This is a genomic window from Comamonas sp. JNW (assembly GCF_003105075.1).
Classification (GTDB): Bacteria; Pseudomonadota; Gammaproteobacteria; order Burkholderiales; family Burkholderiaceae_C; genus Comamonas; species Comamonas squillarum.
This window is the reverse complement of sequence record NZ_QETI01000001.1, coordinates 186,821-203,358: the sequence shown is the minus strand read 5'-3', so window position 1 is coordinate 203,358 and position 16,538 is coordinate 186,821. Positions and strand designations below refer to the sequence as shown.

16 protein-coding genes are annotated in these 16,538 nt (G+C 61.6%); 13 read left to right on the top strand and 3 right to left on the bottom strand.

Annotated elements, in window-relative coordinates:
• Positions 1–89: 89 nt before the first annotated feature.
• The 5 genes from guaB to guaA all read left to right on the top strand — a co-directional run bounded on the left by guaB (position 90) and on the right by guaA (position 4,891).
• Complete coding sequence (gene guaB / locus DCO45_RS00905) at positions 90–1,565, top strand: IMP dehydrogenase (RefSeq protein WP_021027258.1); 1,476 nt, start codon at positions 90–92, stop codon at positions 1,563–1,565.
• A gap of 60 nt (positions 1,566–1,625) precedes the next feature.
• Complete coding sequence (locus DCO45_RS00900) at positions 1,626–2,084, top strand: DIP1984 family protein (protein ID WP_116924087.1); 459 nt, start codon at positions 1,626–1,628, stop codon at positions 2,082–2,084.
• Positions 2,085–2,527: 443 nt separating this feature from the next.
• On the top strand, positions 2,528–2,788 hold the full coding sequence (locus tag DCO45_RS00895) for a type II toxin-antitoxin system prevent-host-death family antitoxin (protein WP_116924086.1): 261 nt from the start codon (positions 2,528–2,530) through the stop codon (positions 2,786–2,788).
• Positions 2,785–3,231 carry a type II toxin-antitoxin system VapC family toxin gene (locus tag DCO45_RS00890; protein ID WP_116924085.1) on the top strand — a complete coding sequence of 149 codons (447 nt, stop codon included), beginning with the start codon at positions 2,785–2,787 and terminating at the stop codon, positions 3,229–3,231. Before DCO45_RS00895 ends, DCO45_RS00890 begins: the two co-directional genes overlap by 4 nt.
• Before the next feature lie 43 nt (positions 3,232–3,274).
• Complete coding sequence (guaA, locus tag DCO45_RS00885; protein WP_116924084.1) at positions 3,275–4,891, top strand: glutamine-hydrolyzing GMP synthase; 1,617 nt, start codon at positions 3,275–3,277, stop codon at positions 4,889–4,891.
• A 159-nt stretch (positions 4,892–5,050) separates the two neighbouring features.
• On the opposite strand, the gene DCO45_RS00880 is transcribed toward guaA, so the two are convergent.
• Together DCO45_RS00880 and DCO45_RS00875 are read right to left on the bottom strand one after the other, a co-directional pair.
• On the bottom strand, positions 5,051–6,115 hold the full coding sequence (locus DCO45_RS00880) for an IPTL-CTERM sorting domain-containing protein (RefSeq protein WP_133247967.1): 1,065 nt from the start codon (positions 6,113–6,115) through the stop codon (positions 5,051–5,053).
• 118 nt (positions 6,116–6,233) lie between these two features.
• A complete protein-coding gene (locus tag DCO45_RS00875; protein WP_116924082.1) occupies positions 6,234–7,106 on the bottom strand; it encodes an AraC family transcriptional regulator in 873 nt (290 codons plus the stop codon).
• Between the two features lie 98 nt (positions 7,107–7,204).
• Between DCO45_RS00875 and DCO45_RS00870 the strand changes: the two genes are divergently transcribed.
• Genes DCO45_RS00870 through DCO45_RS00860 form a run of 3 tightly spaced genes read left to right on the top strand, consistent with a single transcriptional unit; the run spans position 7,205 to position 8,911 of the window.
• Positions 7,205–7,732, top strand: coding sequence for a peroxidase-related enzyme (locus tag DCO45_RS00870; RefSeq protein ID WP_116924081.1), 528 nt, complete (start codon positions 7,205–7,207; stop codon positions 7,730–7,732).
• A gap of 50 nt (positions 7,733–7,782) precedes the next feature.
• Complete coding sequence (locus tag DCO45_RS00865; protein WP_116924080.1) at positions 7,783–8,052, top strand: DUF2024 family protein; 270 nt, start codon at positions 7,783–7,785, stop codon at positions 8,050–8,052.
• A 43-nt stretch (positions 8,053–8,095) separates the two neighbouring features.
• On the top strand, positions 8,096–8,911 hold the full coding sequence (locus DCO45_RS00860) for a YggS family pyridoxal phosphate-dependent enzyme (protein ID WP_116924079.1): 816 nt from the start codon (positions 8,096–8,098) through the stop codon (positions 8,909–8,911).
• 636 nt (positions 8,912–9,547) lie between these two features.
• On the opposite strand, the gene DCO45_RS23310 is transcribed toward DCO45_RS00860, so the two are convergent.
• A complete protein-coding gene (locus DCO45_RS23310) occupies positions 9,548–10,144 on the bottom strand; it encodes a hypothetical protein (protein ID WP_116924078.1) in 597 nt (198 codons plus the stop codon).
• Positions 10,145–10,465: 321 nt separating this feature from the next.
• Here DCO45_RS23310 and DCO45_RS00850 point away from each other — a divergent pair, with 321 nt between their 5' ends.
• The 5 genes from DCO45_RS00850 to DCO45_RS00830 all read left to right on the top strand — a co-directional run bounded on the left by DCO45_RS00850 (position 10,466) and on the right by DCO45_RS00830 (position 16,523).
• Positions 10,466–12,292 carry an Ig-like domain repeat protein gene (locus tag DCO45_RS00850; RefSeq protein WP_165841090.1) on the top strand — a complete coding sequence of 609 codons (1,827 nt, stop codon included), beginning with the start codon at positions 10,466–10,468 and terminating at the stop codon, positions 12,290–12,292.
• A 281-nt stretch (positions 12,293–12,573) separates the two neighbouring features.
• Positions 12,574–13,275, top strand: a complete 702-nt coding sequence (locus DCO45_RS00845) for a FadR/GntR family transcriptional regulator (protein ID WP_165841089.1) — start codon at positions 12,574–12,576, stop codon at positions 13,273–13,275.
• A 136-nt stretch (positions 13,276–13,411) separates the two neighbouring features.
• A complete protein-coding gene (locus tag DCO45_RS00840; protein ID WP_116924075.1) occupies positions 13,412–14,182 on the top strand; it encodes an SDR family oxidoreductase in 771 nt (256 codons plus the stop codon).
• Between the two features lie 14 nt (positions 14,183–14,196).
• The gene (locus DCO45_RS00835; protein ID WP_116924074.1) at positions 14,197–15,444 is read left to right on the top strand and encodes an enolase C-terminal domain-like protein; all 1,248 of its coding nucleotides are present in this window, start codon (positions 14,197–14,199) and stop codon (positions 15,442–15,444) included.
• Between the two features lie 65 nt (positions 15,445–15,509).
• Complete coding sequence (locus tag DCO45_RS00830; RefSeq protein WP_116924073.1) at positions 15,510–16,523, top strand: TRAP transporter substrate-binding protein; 1,014 nt, start codon at positions 15,510–15,512, stop codon at positions 16,521–16,523.
• Positions 16,524–16,538 lie beyond the last annotated feature (15 nt).

The window sequence follows — 16,538 nt, the reverse complement described above, 5'->3', positions numbered from 1 at the left end:
ATAACAGGCTTGCGCCGAAGGGATGTAATACGGCTGCCCTGCAAGCTGTTTACAAAAGACGGTAGAATCTTTCTTTTGGAGCCTTCACAATGCGCCTGATCGGAAAAGCGCTCACCTTCGACGATGTGTTGCTGGTGCCCGCATACTCCCAAGTCCTGCCCAAGGACGTCTCTCTCGCCACCCAATTCTCCCGCAATATCCGCCTGAACCTGCCCCTGGTGTCTGCCGCCATGGACACGGTCACGGAAGCCAGACTGGCGATTGCCATCGCTCAGGAGGGCGGTATTGGTGTGATCCATAAGAACATGACCGCCGAGCAGCAAGCTGCCGAGGTCTCCAAGGTCAAGCGCCATGAATCGGGCGTCGTGCACGACCCGGTGGTGATCACGCCTGAGCACACGGTGCTGCAGATCATGCAGCTGTCCGAGGAGCGGGGCATCTCCGGCTTCCCGGTCTGCGACGGCGGCAAGGTGGTTGGCATTGTGACCAGCCGCGATCTGCGCTTTGAGACCCGCTACGACGTCAAGGCGCGCGACATCATGACGCCGCGCGACAAGCTGGTGACCGTCAATGAAAAAGACGACACCACGCCCGCCGCTGCCAAGGCTTTGCTCAACAAGCACAAGCTCGAGCGCATTCTGGTGGTGAACGATGCCTTTGAACTCAAGGGCCTGATCACCGTCAAGGACATCACCAAGCAAACCACCTTCCCCAATGCCGCACGTGACCGCGCTGGCCGTCTGCGCGTGGCGGCGGCCGTTGGCGTGGGCGCTGGCACCGAAGAGCGTGTGGACCTGCTGGTCAAGGCCGGTGTGGACGCCCTCGTGGTGGACACCGCCCACGGCCACAGCCGTGGCGTGATCGAGCGCGTGCGCTGGGTCAAGCAAAACTACCCCCAGGTAGATGTGATCGGCGGCAACATCGCCACCGGCGCAGCGGCGCTGGCGCTGGTCGAGGCAGGCGCTGATGCGGTCAAGGTCGGTATCGGCCCAGGCTCCATCTGCACCACGCGTATTGTGGCCGGTGTGGGCGTGCCCCAGATCATGGCTGTCGACAGCGTGGCCCAGGCGCTTCAAGGCACCGGCGTGCCTTTGATCGCTGACGGCGGTATCCGCTTCTCGGGCGATATCTCCAAGGCCCTGGCCGCTGGCGCATCGACCATCATGATGGGCGGCATGTTTGCCGGCACCGAAGAAGCACCCGGCGAAGTGATCCTCTACCAAGGCCGCTCATACAAGAGCTACCGCGGCATGGGCTCGATCGGCGCGATGCAGCAAGGCTCGGCCGACCGCTACTTCCAGGAATCGAGCACCGGCAACCCCAATGCCGACAAGCTGGTGCCCGAAGGCATCGAAGGCCGCGTGCCCTACAAGGGTTCGATGGTTGCCATCGTCTACCAAATGGCCGGCGGCGTGCGCGCATCGATGGGCTACTGCGGTTGCGCATCGATTGCCGAGATGAACGAGAAGGCCGAGTTTGTGGAAATCACCGCAGCCGGTATCCGTGAGTCGCATGTGCACGATGTGCAGATCACCAAGGAAGCTCCAAACTACCGCGCTGACTGATGGTCCCGAGAATGGCTGCCGCTGGCAGCCATTTTTTTGAACTCCTTCCAAGGAATGCCGATGAAGCTTGCCGAAGCCCTGTTGCTCAGAGCCGACCACAAGAAAAAGCTGCTCTCCCTGCGTGAGCGCATTGCCCGCAATGCCATCGTGCAAGAAGGCGAGCAGCCCAAGGAGCGAGTCGAAGACCTGCTCGCTGAGGCCACCTCGACCTTGCTCGCGCAGCAGCAGCTGGTGCGCGCCATCAACACCGCCAACGAGACGGCCCGCTTGGCTGATGGCCGCCCGCTGGCCGATATCCTGGCCCAGCGCGATACCCTGGTCGCCCAGCATTCGCTGCTGGTCGCCACCATCGCCGCCACGCACAAGGATGTGGACCGCTACAGCCAGCGCGAGATCAAATGGCTGCCGCAGATCAATGTGGCCAGCTTGCAAAAGCAGGCCGATGATCTGTCGCGCCGCATCCGCGAGACCAATGTGGTGCTGCAATCGGCCAACTGGCAGATCGATGTGGCGGCATAGCCGTTCACTGACCCCATAAAGGATCACCATCTAGTTTTTGGAGCGCCACGGGCGAGTGCAAAGACCCCGGCTGGGAGCCAGGGGGTTGAAAATATTCTGGGTCCCATCTGGATGCGCGGAGGGCAGCGCAAACGTGCTCAATACACGGCTTACCCATCAGCCCGGAACCACGTACCCTGTACCTTTGACAGCGTATACCTCACCACCTTGCACTGACGCGGCGCTCCTCCTTTCGAGGCGAGAACACAACCCTTGATGCGTTGTTGCTTGCCTTTTCGTACTTCAGTACTGCCTGCGGCTGCGCGCCTAGCCTCAACCGCAAACCTTTGGTTTGCTGGGCTGTGTTCTCACCTCTTGTGCCCAGCTATTGGCATAAAACTGGTCTGAATGCTAGAATCTGGTCTGAATTAATGTTCAGGACAGATTTTTTGTCACCCACTTCCATGCACAGCGTCGGTATCTACGAAGCGAAAACCCGTTTCTCTGCCCTGGTCGAGTTGGTCGAGCAGGGCGAGGAAGTGCGCATCACGCGCCACGGCAAGGAAGTGGTGCGCATGCTGCCGATGCGGCGCAAGCCGGTGATCACCGACGAGCAGATTGCCCGGGAGCTGGCGCAGATCGAGGCGTTGCAGGCCAGTATTGCGCCGGCGTCTGATGCGGATGCAGTCCCCCAGCTGCGCCGCAGCGGCAGGAGCGCCGCATGAGCGCCGCCTTCAGCGCCTTTGTGCTCGATGCCTCGGTCACCGCCGCCTGGCTGCTGCCCGAATCGGCGAGTAGCCATACCCAGCGCCTCTATGCCCGCATTCGCCGCCATGAGGTAGACCCGCAAGCGCCCAACCTGTGGTTTTGGGAATGCAGCAACCTGATTGCCACCGGGGCCAACAGCGGCCGTGTCCCGCTGGGCAGTGTTGAAGGCCTCTGGGGCGTGCTCGATGCGATACGCCACAGGGTGGAGCTCCATGACCTGGCACCCGCCCAGCACAAGGCCGTGCTGGATGTGGCGCTGGCCACCGGCCTGCCTGTCTACGATGCCGCCTATCTGTGGCTGGCGCAATCGCTGCGCTTGCCGCTGGCCAGTTTTGATGCCGCGCAGGTAGCAGCAGCCCGGCAGTGCGGCATCACCGTGCTGGCCGCCGACGATTTTTGACCCATCCACTCCGTTTTCTCCATCCAAACCCAACGATCCTGCTATGCAACACGACAAGATCCTCATCCTTGACTTTGGCTCCCAAGTCACCCAACTGATCGCCCGCCGCGTGCGCGAAGCCCATGTCTACTGCGAAGTGCATCCCTGCGATGTGAGCAGCGACTGGGTACGCGAGTTTGCCGCTGACGGCAAGCTCAAGGGCGTGATCCTGTCCGGCAGCCATGCCAGCGTCTACGAAGTGGACGACCGCGCACCGGACGCCGTGTTCGAGCTGGGCATTCCCGTGCTGGGCATCTGCTACGGCATGCAGACCATGGCCACCCAACTGGGCGGTAAGGTCGAAGGCTCCAACAGCCGCGAGTTTGGCTACGCCGAAGTGCGCGCCCATGGCCACACCGAACTGCTCAAGGGCATCGAAGACTTCGTCACCCCCGAAGGCCACGGCATGCTCAAGGTCTGGATGAGCCACGGCGACAAGGTCACCGCGCTGCCGCCAGGCTTCAAGGTCATGGCATCGACGCCATCCTGCCCGATCGCCGGCATGGCCGATGAAGCCCGCCGCTACTACGCGGTGCAGTTCCACCCCGAGGTAACGCACACCGTGCAAGGCCAGGCCTTGCTCAACCGCTTTGTGCTCGACATCTGCGCCACCCAGGCCGACTGGATCATGGGCGACTACATCGAAGAAGCCGTGGCCAAGATCCGCGAGCAAGTCGGTGACGAAGAGGTGATCCTGGGCCTGTCCGGCGGTGTCGATTCGTCCGTCGCTGCCGCGCTTATCCACCGTGCCATTGGCGACCAGCTGACCTGCGTGTTTGTGGACCATGGCCTGCTGCGCCTCAACGAAGGCGACATGGTCATGGAGATGTTCGAAGGCAAGCTCCACGCCAAGGTTATCCGCGTGGATGCGTCTGACCTGTTCCTGGGAAAACTCGCTGGCGTGAGCGAACCAGAAGCCAAGCGCAAGATCATCGGCGGCCTGTTTGTCGACGTCTTCAAGGCCGAGGCCGCCAAGCTCAAAGCAGGCGACGGCGGCCACAAGGGCGCGACCTTCCTGGCCCAGGGCACCATCTACCCTGACGTGATCGAATCGGGCGGCGCCAAGAGCAAGAAGGCTGTCACCATCAAGAGCCACCACAACGTGGGCGGCCTGCCAGAGCAGCTGGGCCTCAAGCTGCTCGAGCCGCTGCGCGACCTGTTCAAGGACGAAGTGCGAGAGCTGGGCGTAGCCCTGGGCCTGCCGCGCGGCATGGTCTACCGCCACCCCTTCCCCGGCCCAGGCCTGGGGGTGCGGATCCTGGGCGAAGTGAAAAAGGAATACGCCGATCTGCTGCGCCGCGCCGACGCCATCTTTATCGAAGAGCTGAACAACTGGGTGGACGATGCCACCGGCAAGACCTGGTACGACCTGACCAGCCAGGCCTTCACGGTCTTCCTGCCCGTCAAGAGCGTGGGCGTCATGGGCGACGGCCGCACCTACGACTACGTCGTGGCGCTGCGCGCGGTGCAGACCAGCGACTTCATGACGGCGGACTGGGCTGAGCTGCCTTATGGTCTGCTCAAGCGGGTGTCGAACCGGGTGATTAATGAAGTGCGCGGGATCAATCGCGTTACGTATGATGTCTCGAGCAAGCCGCCTGCGACAATTGAGTGGGAGTGAGCTGGCTTTAGAAAGTAAGCCAGAATTAGCTTGAAGGCATTCCCTGCTGAGCCCGCTGTATAGCGGGCTTTTTTACGCCCTTCAGGCATCTAGGTCTGTCATTTTCCGCTGGGTGCAAGGCCAGTAGCCAGGGGATCTGCGGGCGCATTCTCAGCCAGATTAATACTGGCGGCGGCGGGTCCAACCAAAGAGCGCAAGCAGGGACGAAAGAGCAACGGTAGCCCAGATACCGAGGGTTGGCACCGGTGTGGGAGCTGCAGTTGCTTGCACCGCTGTGATTTCTATCGTGAACGACTTGGTATCGCTGAGCGACGTGGGGCTACTGGCATCCGTTGCGGAAATATCCACCGTGAATGTGCCGCTCTGTGTAGGTTTGCCAGATAAGACGCCGGTTACCGGGTCAAGAAGAAGTCCAGCAGGAAGATTGTTTGCGCTCCAAGTCAACGGAGCGAGTCCGCCAGTTGCTTCTAACGTATATGGTAAATAGTCTTTGCCCTGCATTCCTGCTGGCAGACTTGCAGTGGCGATAGAAACCGGCGGAATCACCTGGGCTGCAGTGCCAGCAGTTAAATCATCAAAGCCAAAGACATCCGTTGCATTACTGTTATTAAAAACAACAGAGACAAATGGATTGTCCATATCTATGAGGCCATAATAAAATACTGAGCCATCTGTGGCGGGATTGCTATGTGGGACGGCAACTGTACTGGATGTGCCATCTGAATAGGTGATGCTCAACTGTCCGCCAAAATCGGATATGTCTGTCGCATAGAATCCAAAAGCGGTCTGTGGCAATGAGAAGCTAATGGTGAAGTTGGTGCTGGTCTCTATAAAGTTGGAGCCGGACGTAGCAAATCTGCCACTTCCCAAAAAGTTGGTAACCGTTGCTGATCCGGAAAGAGTTGCGGTTCCAGATGCGCCCATGTTCACAGAAAATGGCGCCGGCGTGCCTGCACTGATCGCATCAAAATTCTCAGTGTTTGCGCCATTCAGTCGCGCAATAAATGCATCCCGCGCGGCATCGGATTGAGGTCTGGGTGCGCTGGCAGATCCATTAACAGCATCCTCTCCGAAAAATGTCTCTACGGCAGCATTGGCCAAGCCTGCTGATGCCAGCCCTGCAGAAAGAATACCGATCCTGAGAGTATGAAGGACGCGCATTGTCTGGCCTCTTATATAAAAAATAACATTTGATATAAGAGTTCTTTTACGTGCAATCCCCAAAATTAGTGATTTTCACAGTGAAAGGTTGGTGGGCAAATATTCCATGGAGATGCCCTTGGTTCATTAGATCCATAAAACATGTGTCTCCGAGCGTCAATGTGCAGAGCCGAGGTGCAGCTTAAGGATGGGGTTGAACCAGCGTCGCCAACCACTCCCGAGGCGACACCCCCACCTTCCCCGCAAACGCCCGCGACAAGGCGGACGGATTCGCATACCCCAGCTCCTCCGCCAGCACCTTGATCGAGCGCCTCTCGCGCAGCCCGTTCTGGGCCAGTGCCACACGCCAACCTGTCAAATAATCGGCAGGCGTTTGCCCCACCAGATCGCGAAAGGTGTTGGCAAACGCGGTGCGCGACATGCCCGCTTGCGCTGCCATGCGCTCCAAGGTCCAGGCGTCGCCTGGGGCTTCGTGCATGGCGACCAGGGCGCTGGCCAAGCGTGGGTCGGACATGCCATTGACCAGGCCAGGGCAGATGCCTGCGTCCTGCGGGTGGTCCAGCAGCCAGCGCAGCAGCTGGATCACGACGACTTCAAACAGACGATCGACCAGCAGGCGCTGGCCGCAGCGCAACTGGCCGGTTTCGGACAGCAGCAGTTGCAGCGCCATGTCCATGCCGGGCACCTGGGCCAGCGGCAAAGCTATTAAAGGCGGCAGTGAGCGGGCGAGCGGGTTGGCCGACCCGCCTTCAAACACGAGGCGCGCGCAGCTGAAGTCGGCGCCTTCTTGCGGCGGGTTGTGGAAGCGATGCGTGAACGGGGCAGGGTAGAGCAGCACGGTGGGCTCGTCAAAGCGCAGCGATTGCGGCACATCGCGGGCACCGGGGTGGCTCACTTCCAGCTCGCCACGGCGCAGCACATGCAGGTAACCAAAGCCCTCACCGGCATCAAAGTGGGTCAGGCCGCACAACGCGCCGGAGTGGTGCAGCTGCGCCTTGACGCGAAAGCGCTCCAGGATGCTGGAGAGGCGGTCGATAGGGGCTGGGGGCTGCATGATGTACGAATTGGTGTTATTTGTGAATTAATTAGTCCAAATTATACATTTGGGGCACGCATACTGGCTCTGCGTTTCAACCCCTTCAGGAGTCTTTCATGTCCCGCGTTTCTACCGACAACACCCCCGCCGCCAGCCAAGCCGTGATGGCCCAGATCCACAGCGCCTTTGGTGCCACGCCCAATATGTTCAAGGCGGTCGCCAACTCTCCCGCCGCGTTGCACAGCATGTGGGCCGCCTTTGGCGCGCTGGGCAAGGGCAGCATTGGTGCGAAGCTTGGCGAGCAACTGGCGGTTGCCATTGCCAACTACAACCGCTGCGAATACTGCCTGGCCGCCCACACGGTGCTGGGCCAAAAGGCCGGTGCCAGCCTGGCCGATATGTCGGCCGCCCAGGTTGGCCATTCGGGTGATGCCAAAACCGCAGCTGCGTTGGCGTTTGCGTTGAAGGTGGTGGCGCAGCGTGCGCAGATCAGCGATGCCGACATTGCCAGCCTGCACCAGGTCGGTTTTGGCGACGAGCAGGTGGTTGAGATCATCGCGCATGTGGCTTTGAACCTGTTCACCAACTACATCAATGTTGCCTTGGATGTGCCAGTGGATTTTCCGAAGGTTGCGCTGAAGTGAGCTCTGCACCTGCGCTCCCCATCGACCTGTTGCTGCCCAAGAGGTACTGAATGAAGATCGCTGTGTTTGACACCTATGTGCTGCGGCCCGATGGGCGCAGAATGCATTTCGATATCCTCGTGCGTGACCAGGAGCCCGATAAGGGGATCGATGCCGTGTTGGCGCATGGCCGCCGCTATCTGGCCGCCAAGCAGCTGCCAGCTGAATCGTTGACAGCGCAGGCATGCCGCTTTTGCCATGTCCAAGCGGCTGCGCCATCGGTGGAGCAAGAGATCGCTCGCAGCGGCTTTGCCATCATTGAACTGCAGCACTGCGATTGATCTGCCGGCAGGCTCGCACCTACGCACCAGAGAAAGCATTGGCATGAAAGCACACAGTCAGTTCACCACCTCGACCCGGCATGACCAGCATGGCCGCTGGCCACAGGCCGAGTCCGTCGATGACTTTCGCCACAACCTGGCCATCGTCCAGGCCCGCATCGCGGCGGCCTGCCAGCGGGTGGGGCGCGACCCGGCGGCAGTGCGCCTGTTGCCTGTGAGCAAGACCAAGCCCGAGTCCAGCCTGCGCCTGGCCTATGCCGCCGGCTGCCGCATGCTGGGCGAGAACAAGCCGCAGGAGGCCTATGGCAAGTGGGAGGCAATGCAGGATTTGCCCGATCTGCAGTGGTCGGTCATCGGCCACCTGCAAACCAACAAGGCCAAGCTGGTGGCGCGTTTTGCAACCGAGTTTCAGGCGCTGGACAGCCTGCGTGTGGCCGAGGCGCTCGAGCGGCGCCTGCAAGTGGAAGGGCGCAGCTTGGATGTCTTTGTGCAAATCAACACCTCGGGCGAGGCGAGCAAGTATGGCCTGCCGCCTGAGGAAGCTGCTGCATTCGTCAAGGCGCTGCCCGCTTTCTCTGCGCTGCGTGTGCGCGGGCTGATGACCTTGGCGCTGTTTTCTGCCGAGGCCGCGCAGGTGCGCCAGTGCTTTGTGCGCCTGCGTGGCTTGCGCGATCAGCTGCGACAGGACGCGCCGGCCGGTATCTGCCTGGATGGGCTGTCGATGGGCATGTCGGGGGACTACGAGATGGCGGTGGAGGAGGGTGCTACCGTCGTGCGTGTGGGGCAGGCGATTTTTGGTGCGCGGGCCATGCCGGACAGCTATTACTGGCCGGTGGCTGGCGAGTGCGCTGCCACTTGATGCCAAGTGACTTCTGTCCGGTGATGGCTGGGATTTCTGCGCGGCGAGGCGGCCTTTCAGCGGGGTCAGCGTTGAAGTTCCCTCCGGATAACCCGATGCAGCCAAGATCGGCAGGGTGTCCACGCTGATGTCGAGCATGGGGTAGCGCGGAAATGCTTATTCGTTGAATTTTCAGCGATATCGATAGCTTTTCGCTTTTTTGTAGGCCAGGTGCTGGTACTCAAGGGTGAAATACATGCTTGGCTACATAAATATCACTATTTTTGGGGATGGTAAAAATAGTAAATACCCACTAAATTACGCGCACGTCAACTTGCAACAAAATGATGCGCACGCAACATTTTGCTATGTGACGATTCTTTAACCGCAAGGTCTCCCATGCGCATACCCAATGTATTACGCGATGCATCTGCAGCGAAACGCAGTGTTCCCCCTATGTCGCAGAGGGGCCTGCAAAGAGGTGCTTCATGGCTTCTCGGTCTTGCTGCTTTGCTGGGTGTTGCATCGGTCAACGCACAGAGCTGCGCAGTAGGTGAGACGCCTGCGGCCTTCGGATTCACAGGCGGAGAGCAGACCGTCACAGTGCCTGCCGGTGTCTTTAGCCTCACGGCCTACCTCAGCGGAGCGCAGGGTGGTTCAGGCCGTAGCGGAGCGGGGACCATTGGCGGTAGCCCCAATTCGCCCGGCGGCAGTGGCGGACTTGGCGGGCGTGTGCGAGGCACTGTGGCTGTTACTCCTGGTGCCACCTTGTCCGTCTGGGTCGGTGGGCAGGGATCGCAGGCCGTCAACCCTGGCGGCATTGGCCAGGGGGCTGATGGTATTGGCGGTGGGGCGACAGACCTTCGCATAGGCGGTAATGGCATCGGCAACCGGGTTGCAATAGCAGGCGGAGGCGGTGGTGGCGGCAATGCGGGCTGGAGCACCGCCAATGTCATTGCCGGTGGCAATGGCGGTGTAGGTGGAGGTGGAACTGGCGGCGCAGGTGCCACAGTACCTGGTGGCCCTGGCCCCTTTGGCGGCGCAGGCGGCACGGTAGGCACCGGTGGTACTGGCGGTGGAGGGTGTGGTACCTTCCCCGCTACGCCCGGCAACGCCAGCAATGGCGATGGCGGTGACTCGTTCAACTTTTCTGGTTCGTTCAGCGGCGCCGGGTTTGGCGGCGGTGGCGGTGGCGGTGCCACTGTAGGTGCAGGCGGTGGCGGCGCCGGTGTAGGTACCACAGCTTGCCAGCAAAACTGGAATGGTGGTGGCGGCGGCGGTGCCGGTGGCTCCTCAGGGGCTACCGGTATGTCGGCAGTCACTATTAACAATGGCGTGCAGGCCGGAAATGGCGCAGCACTTCTTTGTTTTGCGCCAAGTACATTCTCTGTGGGCGGAGCTGCTTCAGGGCAGACTGCCAGCGTCACATTGCAGCTCAATGCAACCAATCCTGCTAGTTCCCAGCAAGTCGTGGTGGCGCAAGCCGCTAGCAGCTACAACTTTGCTACGCAGCTTCCACAAGGTGCCAACTGGAGTATCAGTGTTTCAAGTGCGCCTTCGGGGCAGCTGTGCAGCGTGGCCAATGCATCCGGTACTGCCATCAGCAGCAATGTGGTCAACGCCAATCTGAGCTGTGTGACCGTAGCCGTCGGCGTCAATCCGGCTACCTTGCCCAACGGCGCGTTCAATGGCGCGTACTCGCAGACCCTGACGGCAACGAGCGCTAATGGTGGCACTGGTCCCTACACCTTCTCGGTAACGGGAGGCACAATGCCCACTGGGCTGACGCTCTCTCCTGCAGGCGTACTGTCCGGAACAGCGACAGCGGCAGGTTCGTTTAACTTCACGGTGCAAGCGACGTCCAGCAACGGCTTCAGTGGTTCACGGGCTTATACCGTGACCATCGCACAAGGCAGTCAGGCCATCAGCGGTTTTGCGGCAATCCCCGGCAGCCCTGTCTATGCCCCAGGCGGCACATTTACCGTCACGGCCACTGGCGGTGGCTCTGGCAACCCAGTGGTATACAGCTCGACGACCCCAAGTGTATGCACCGTCGCAGGCAGCACCGTCACTATGGCTGCCAGCGGCGTTTGTGCGCTTCAGGCCAACCAAGCGGGTAATGCCAACTACAGCGTGGCCAGCCAGGCCTCATTGAATATCACCATCGGCAAAGCCGCGCAAACCATATCTGTCTTCAATGCCACCCCTGCCAGTCCGGCATATAGCGCCGGTGGTTCGTTCTCGGTGGCTGCCACTGGCGGCGCCTCCGGTTTGCCAGTGGTCTTCAGCGTGGCAGCGTCCAGCAGTGCAGTGTGTTCCATCAGTGGCAACACCGTCTCCATCTTGGGTAGTGGGGTCTGTGCTTTGTTGGCCAACCAGGCCGGCAATACCAATTACAACGCTGCCACTGAGGCAACTTTGAATGTCACCATCACCAAAGCTGCACAAGTGATTTCCGCGATCGATGTGACTCCCGCTGCTCCGGCCTACAGTGAGAACGGCACCTTCTCGGTGGCGGCTACCGGTGGAGCCTCGGGCCTGCCGGTGACGTTCAGTGTTGCGCCGGCCAGTGCTGCGATCTGCTCGTCAGGCGGGGCCAATGGCTCGGTCATCACCATGGTTGCTGCGGGGGTCTGCACGGTCCAGGCGGACCAGGCTGGCAATGACAACTACCTGGCCGCCCCGCAAATACAGCGGAATGTGACCGTTAGCAAGGGTGCGCAGGTGATTAGTTTTAGCTCCAACGTCCCTGCGACACCCAAGGTCGGTAGTTCCTACACGGTGACAGCCACCGGCGGTCAATCCGGCAATGCGGTGACTTTTGCGATTGACGCTGCAAGTGCTTCTGTCTGTAGCGTGACTGCGGCCGTGGTGGAGTTCAACGGCGTGGGCAACTGCGTGATCAATGCCAACCAGCTGGGCAATGCCAATTTTGATGCGGCTGAGCAGGTGCAGCAGACCATTGCAGTCGGCCAAGGGGGCTCGTCGATCACGGTCTCGTCCAGCCTCAATCCCTCGCAGCCTGGTCAGAACGTGACCTTTGGCGTAGCGGTAGCCTTTGATGCTGCCAAGCGTGCTGCGCTGCAGACCAAGGCTGCGCCTGTGCCCACGGGCAGCTTGGAAGTGTTTGACGGCACCACTTCGCTGGGCGTTGCCCACTTGGTGGATGGCGCAGCCAGCCTGACCACGAACAAGCTGTATGCGTTGGGGGCACATGAGATTGTGGCGCGGTACAGCGGTGATGCAAATTACCCGGCAGAGGACAGCCAGGTCTTTGTGCAAACGGTCGTCGCGCCTACACCGGTGCCTAGCGTCAGCACATGGGGCATCTTGCTGGCCTCCGGCCTGCTGGCGGCGATGGGCATGGTCGGTGTGGCAGGCAAGGGCCGCCGTCGCGTATAGCGGCTCGGGCTGTCGCCCTCACAAGCCGCCTTCGGGCGGCCTTTTGCTGGGAAACGGGGGTGTGGGTTCATCACGGCACCAAAGCGATGGCGTACACATGTAAGCGGCGGTTCGCATGCAGCGCGGTTGCTTGTCGCATCTGCAAAGGCGAGTCCCGTGCTTGGGCGCAGAAGGCGGGCATGATCTGCCGCAAGGCGTGGTCAGCACTCGAAGTCTGCAGACGCTGGCCCCCATCCGTTTTATTTTGTATGATGAATGAATCTATACCACCACCGATTCCCATGTCCTTATCGTCACAGCCCGGCAGCAGTCTGCACCACCAGGTGATGGACAGCCTGGGGCGGCTGATTGCCAGTCCCGAGTACGGACCTGGCGCCACCTTGCCCAATGAGGAGGAGCTGTGCGAGCGGCTGGGGGTGAGCCGTACTGCGGTGCGCGAGGCGATCAAGGCGCTCAGCGCCAAGGGCATGCTGGAGGCGCGGCCCCGCACCGGTACGCGCGTGCGGCCGCAGGAGCAGTGGAGCCTGTTTGATGCCGATGTGCTGGGTTGGCTCTGCAGCCAGGGGGTGGACCAGGAGCTGGGCCGGCACCTGATGGTCATGCGCGGCATTCTGGAGCCGGCCGCTGCCTCGCTTGCGGCGCGCATGCACAGCGATGCGCAGTTGCTGGCGCTGCAGCAGGCCTTTGCGGCGATGGAGGCCGCAACGTCCATTGATGAATGGGTGGTCGCCGACCTGGCCTACCACCAGAGCATCTTGCAGGCCACGGGCAACCCCTTGCTGATCTCGCTGGGCGGCATTGTGGCGTCTGCGCTGGAGTCCTTGCTCACCGTCAATGCCCAGCAGGCCGGGCAGTTCAACGATGGTCTGCTGATGCACGGCAAGGTGCTGGCGGCGATTGAGCGGCGCAGTGCCGATGATGCGCAGCTGTGGATGCGGGCACTGCTGGCCGACACGATTGCCCGTTGGGGCGCACCCGCCTAAAAGCCTGCATATCCAGGTTTCGTGCGGCTGTCGCGCAAAGCGCAGGGCAGCAAAATTCCTAGGGTTTGCTCTGATTCAATCATCATACAAATAAACCGATGATGGCGACTTCTGAAATTCTCAAGGTCGCCATTCCATGTCTCGTTCCCTGTTTGATCTGTCGGGCCGTACGGCGCTGATTACCGGCTCCTCGCGCGGCATTGGGCTGGCGCTGGCCCAGGGCCTGGCGGAATCGGGGGCAACGGTGGTGGTCAACAGCCGCCAGCAGGCAGCAGTGGATGCGGCTGTGGCGCAGTTGCAGGGCATGGGCCTCAAAGCCCAAGGGGCGGCCTTTGATGTGGCCGACCAGGCGGCGGTAGAAGCGGCCTTTGCTGCGTTCGATGCCCAAGGCCTCGCGATCGATATCGTTGTCAACAATGCCGGCATCCAGCACCGCGAGCCTCTGCTCGATGTGTCGCTGGAGGACTGGAGCCGGGTCATCAACACCAACCTGACGGCGGCCTTTGTGGTGGGCCGCACCGCAGCGCGCCGCATGATCGAACGCGGGACGGGCGGCAAGATCATCAATATCGGCTCGCTGACCAGCGAGGCGGCCCGTGCCACGGTGGCGCCGTACACGGTGGCCAAGGGCGGCATCAAGATGCTCTCCAAGGCGATGGCCGCTGAGTGGGCCATGCATGGTATCCAGGCCAACTCGATCGGCCCGGGCTACATCCTCACCGACATGAACGAGGCGCTGGTCAACAACGCCGCGTTTGATGCCTGGGTCAAGGCCAGCAACCCCACGCAGCGCTGGGGCCGGCCCGATGAGCTGGTGGGCACGGCCATCTACCTGGCCTCGGGTGCATCCAACTACGTCAACGGCCAGATCATCTATGTGGATGGCGGATGGCTGGCGGTGCTGTAAGCGGGCGCGGCACCATGGCTACCCTGATTACCGACGTCAAAGTCATCGCGACGGCGCCCGAGGGCATCAACCTGCTGGTCGTCAGGATCGAGACCAACCAGCCCGGCCTCTTCGGCCTGGGTTGCGCCACCTTTGCCTACCGCCATCTGGCAGTGCAGTGCCTGGTCGAGCAGTACCTGCGCCCGCTCCTCATCGGCCGCGATGCGAGCCAGATTGAAGAGCTGTGGCAGTTGATGCACCAGAACGCTTACTGGCGCAACGGCCCCATCGAGAACAATGCGATCTCGGGCGTGGACATGGCGCTGTGGGACCTCAAAGGCAAGCAGGCCGGCATGCCGCTGTACCAACTGCTGGGCGGCAAGCTGCGCGAGGGCGTGCCCATCTACCGCCATGCAGATGGGCGGGATCTGGAAGAGCTCTGCGACAACATCCAGAAGTACCGCGAGCAGGGCATCACCCATATCCGCTGCCAAAGCGGCGGCTATGGCGGTGGCGGTTTTGGCGCGGCGCCCGGCACGGCGCCCCGGGGCGCCGCTGACGGCATCTATCTGGATGCGCGCAAGTACATGCGCGAGACGCTCAAGATGTTTGACGCCATCCGCAGCCGCATCGGCTTTGAGGTGGAGCTGTGCCATGACGTGCACGAGCGCTTGAAACCCGCCGATGCCATCCGCTTTGCGCAGGCACTGGAGCCCTATGAGCTGTTCTTTCTGGAAGACGCGATTGCGCTGGAGGAGGGCGACTGGCTGCGCCAGCTGCGCGACAAGACCAATGTGCCGCTGGCCCAGGGCGAGCTGTTCAACCACCCCTTTGAATGGCGCGGCATTATCGCCGAGCGGCTGATTGACTTTATCCGCGTGCACCTGAGCCAGGTGGGCGGCATCACACCGGCGCGCAAGCTGCAGCTGTTTGCCGAGCAGTACGGCGTGCGCACAGCCTGGCATGGCCCGGGCGATATGTCGCCGCTGGCGCATGCGGCCAATATCCATATCGACCTGGCCTCGCGCAATTTTGGCGTGCAGGAGTGGTCGGGCACCGAGCCGCCCAATTTTGTGATCCAGGCGCTCAAGGGCCCGCGCGATGCGCTGCTGGCCGTGTTCCCCGGTTTGCCCACATTCCGAAATGGCTATGTCTACGCCAATGACCTGCCCGGCCTGGGTGTGGACATTGACGAGCGCGAAGCGGCCAAGTACCCCTGCAGCAGCGAAGTGACCACCTGGACGCAGACGCGCCTGGCCGATGGGAGCCTGCAGACCCCCTGATTCTCAGCATGCCGGGCCAGCAGCGCCGGCTTTTTTCGATTGACAACAAAGACGGAGACAGACAGATGACCACTCACTTCCAACTGCGCCGCATCGTGCTGGCCACCCTGGCGGCATCGGCAATGGGCGCTGGCGCCGCTTATGCCGAAGTCAAGGCCCGCGTCGGCCATGCGATGCCCGAGAGCCACCCGCAAGCCATCGCGATGAACAAGTTCGCCGAGCTCGCATCCACCTACACCAATGGCAATGTCAAGGTGCAGGCCTACCACAGCGCGGTGCTGGGCAGCGACGAGAAGCAACTGCAGGCCGTGCAGGCTGGCACGCAGGATCTGTACATCGGCACCCTGGCGCCGCTGTCCTCGCGGGTCAAGGAAGTGCAGGTCTGGGATCTGCCCTTCATGTTCCGCAACTCGGCCGAAGTCTATGCGGTGCTCGATGGCGCCTCGTCCAAGAAGATTTTCGAGAAGATCGCACCGGCCAACCTGGTGGGCCTGACCTGGACCGGCATGGGCTTTCGCAACCTGTCCAACAGCAAGCACCGCGTGGCCAAGCCCGAGGATGTGAGCGGCCTCAAGATCCGCGTGATGACCAACCCGGTGGCCCTCGATACCTGGAAGACCCTTGGCGCCAATGCCACCCCGATGGCCTTTGCCGAGGTGTTCCCGGCGCTGGAGATCAAGGCGCTCGACGGCCAGGAAAACCCGCTGCAGCACATGTGGGCCAACAAGATGCAGGAAGTGCAGAAGTTCATCACCATCACCAACCACGTCTACACGCCGTCGGCCCTGGTCGCGTCGAAGAAGTTCTGGGATGGCCTCTCGCCCGCCGACAAGGCCGGTGTGCAAAAGGCCGCGACCGAAGCGGGCCTGCTGCAGCGCAAGCTGCTCGATGAAGGCGACAGCCAGGCCATCGACAACTTCAAGAAGGCCGGTGTGACGGTGGACACCATGCCCGCTGCCGAGCTGGCACGCATGCAGGACAAGGTCAAGCCCGTGCTGGCCAAGTTCTCGCCGCAGATCGGCGATGAGTTCGTCAAGGGCTTCTTTGCCGAAATCGAGCAGGCGCGCAAGGCCCAGTAAGGCCCAGGAAGGGTA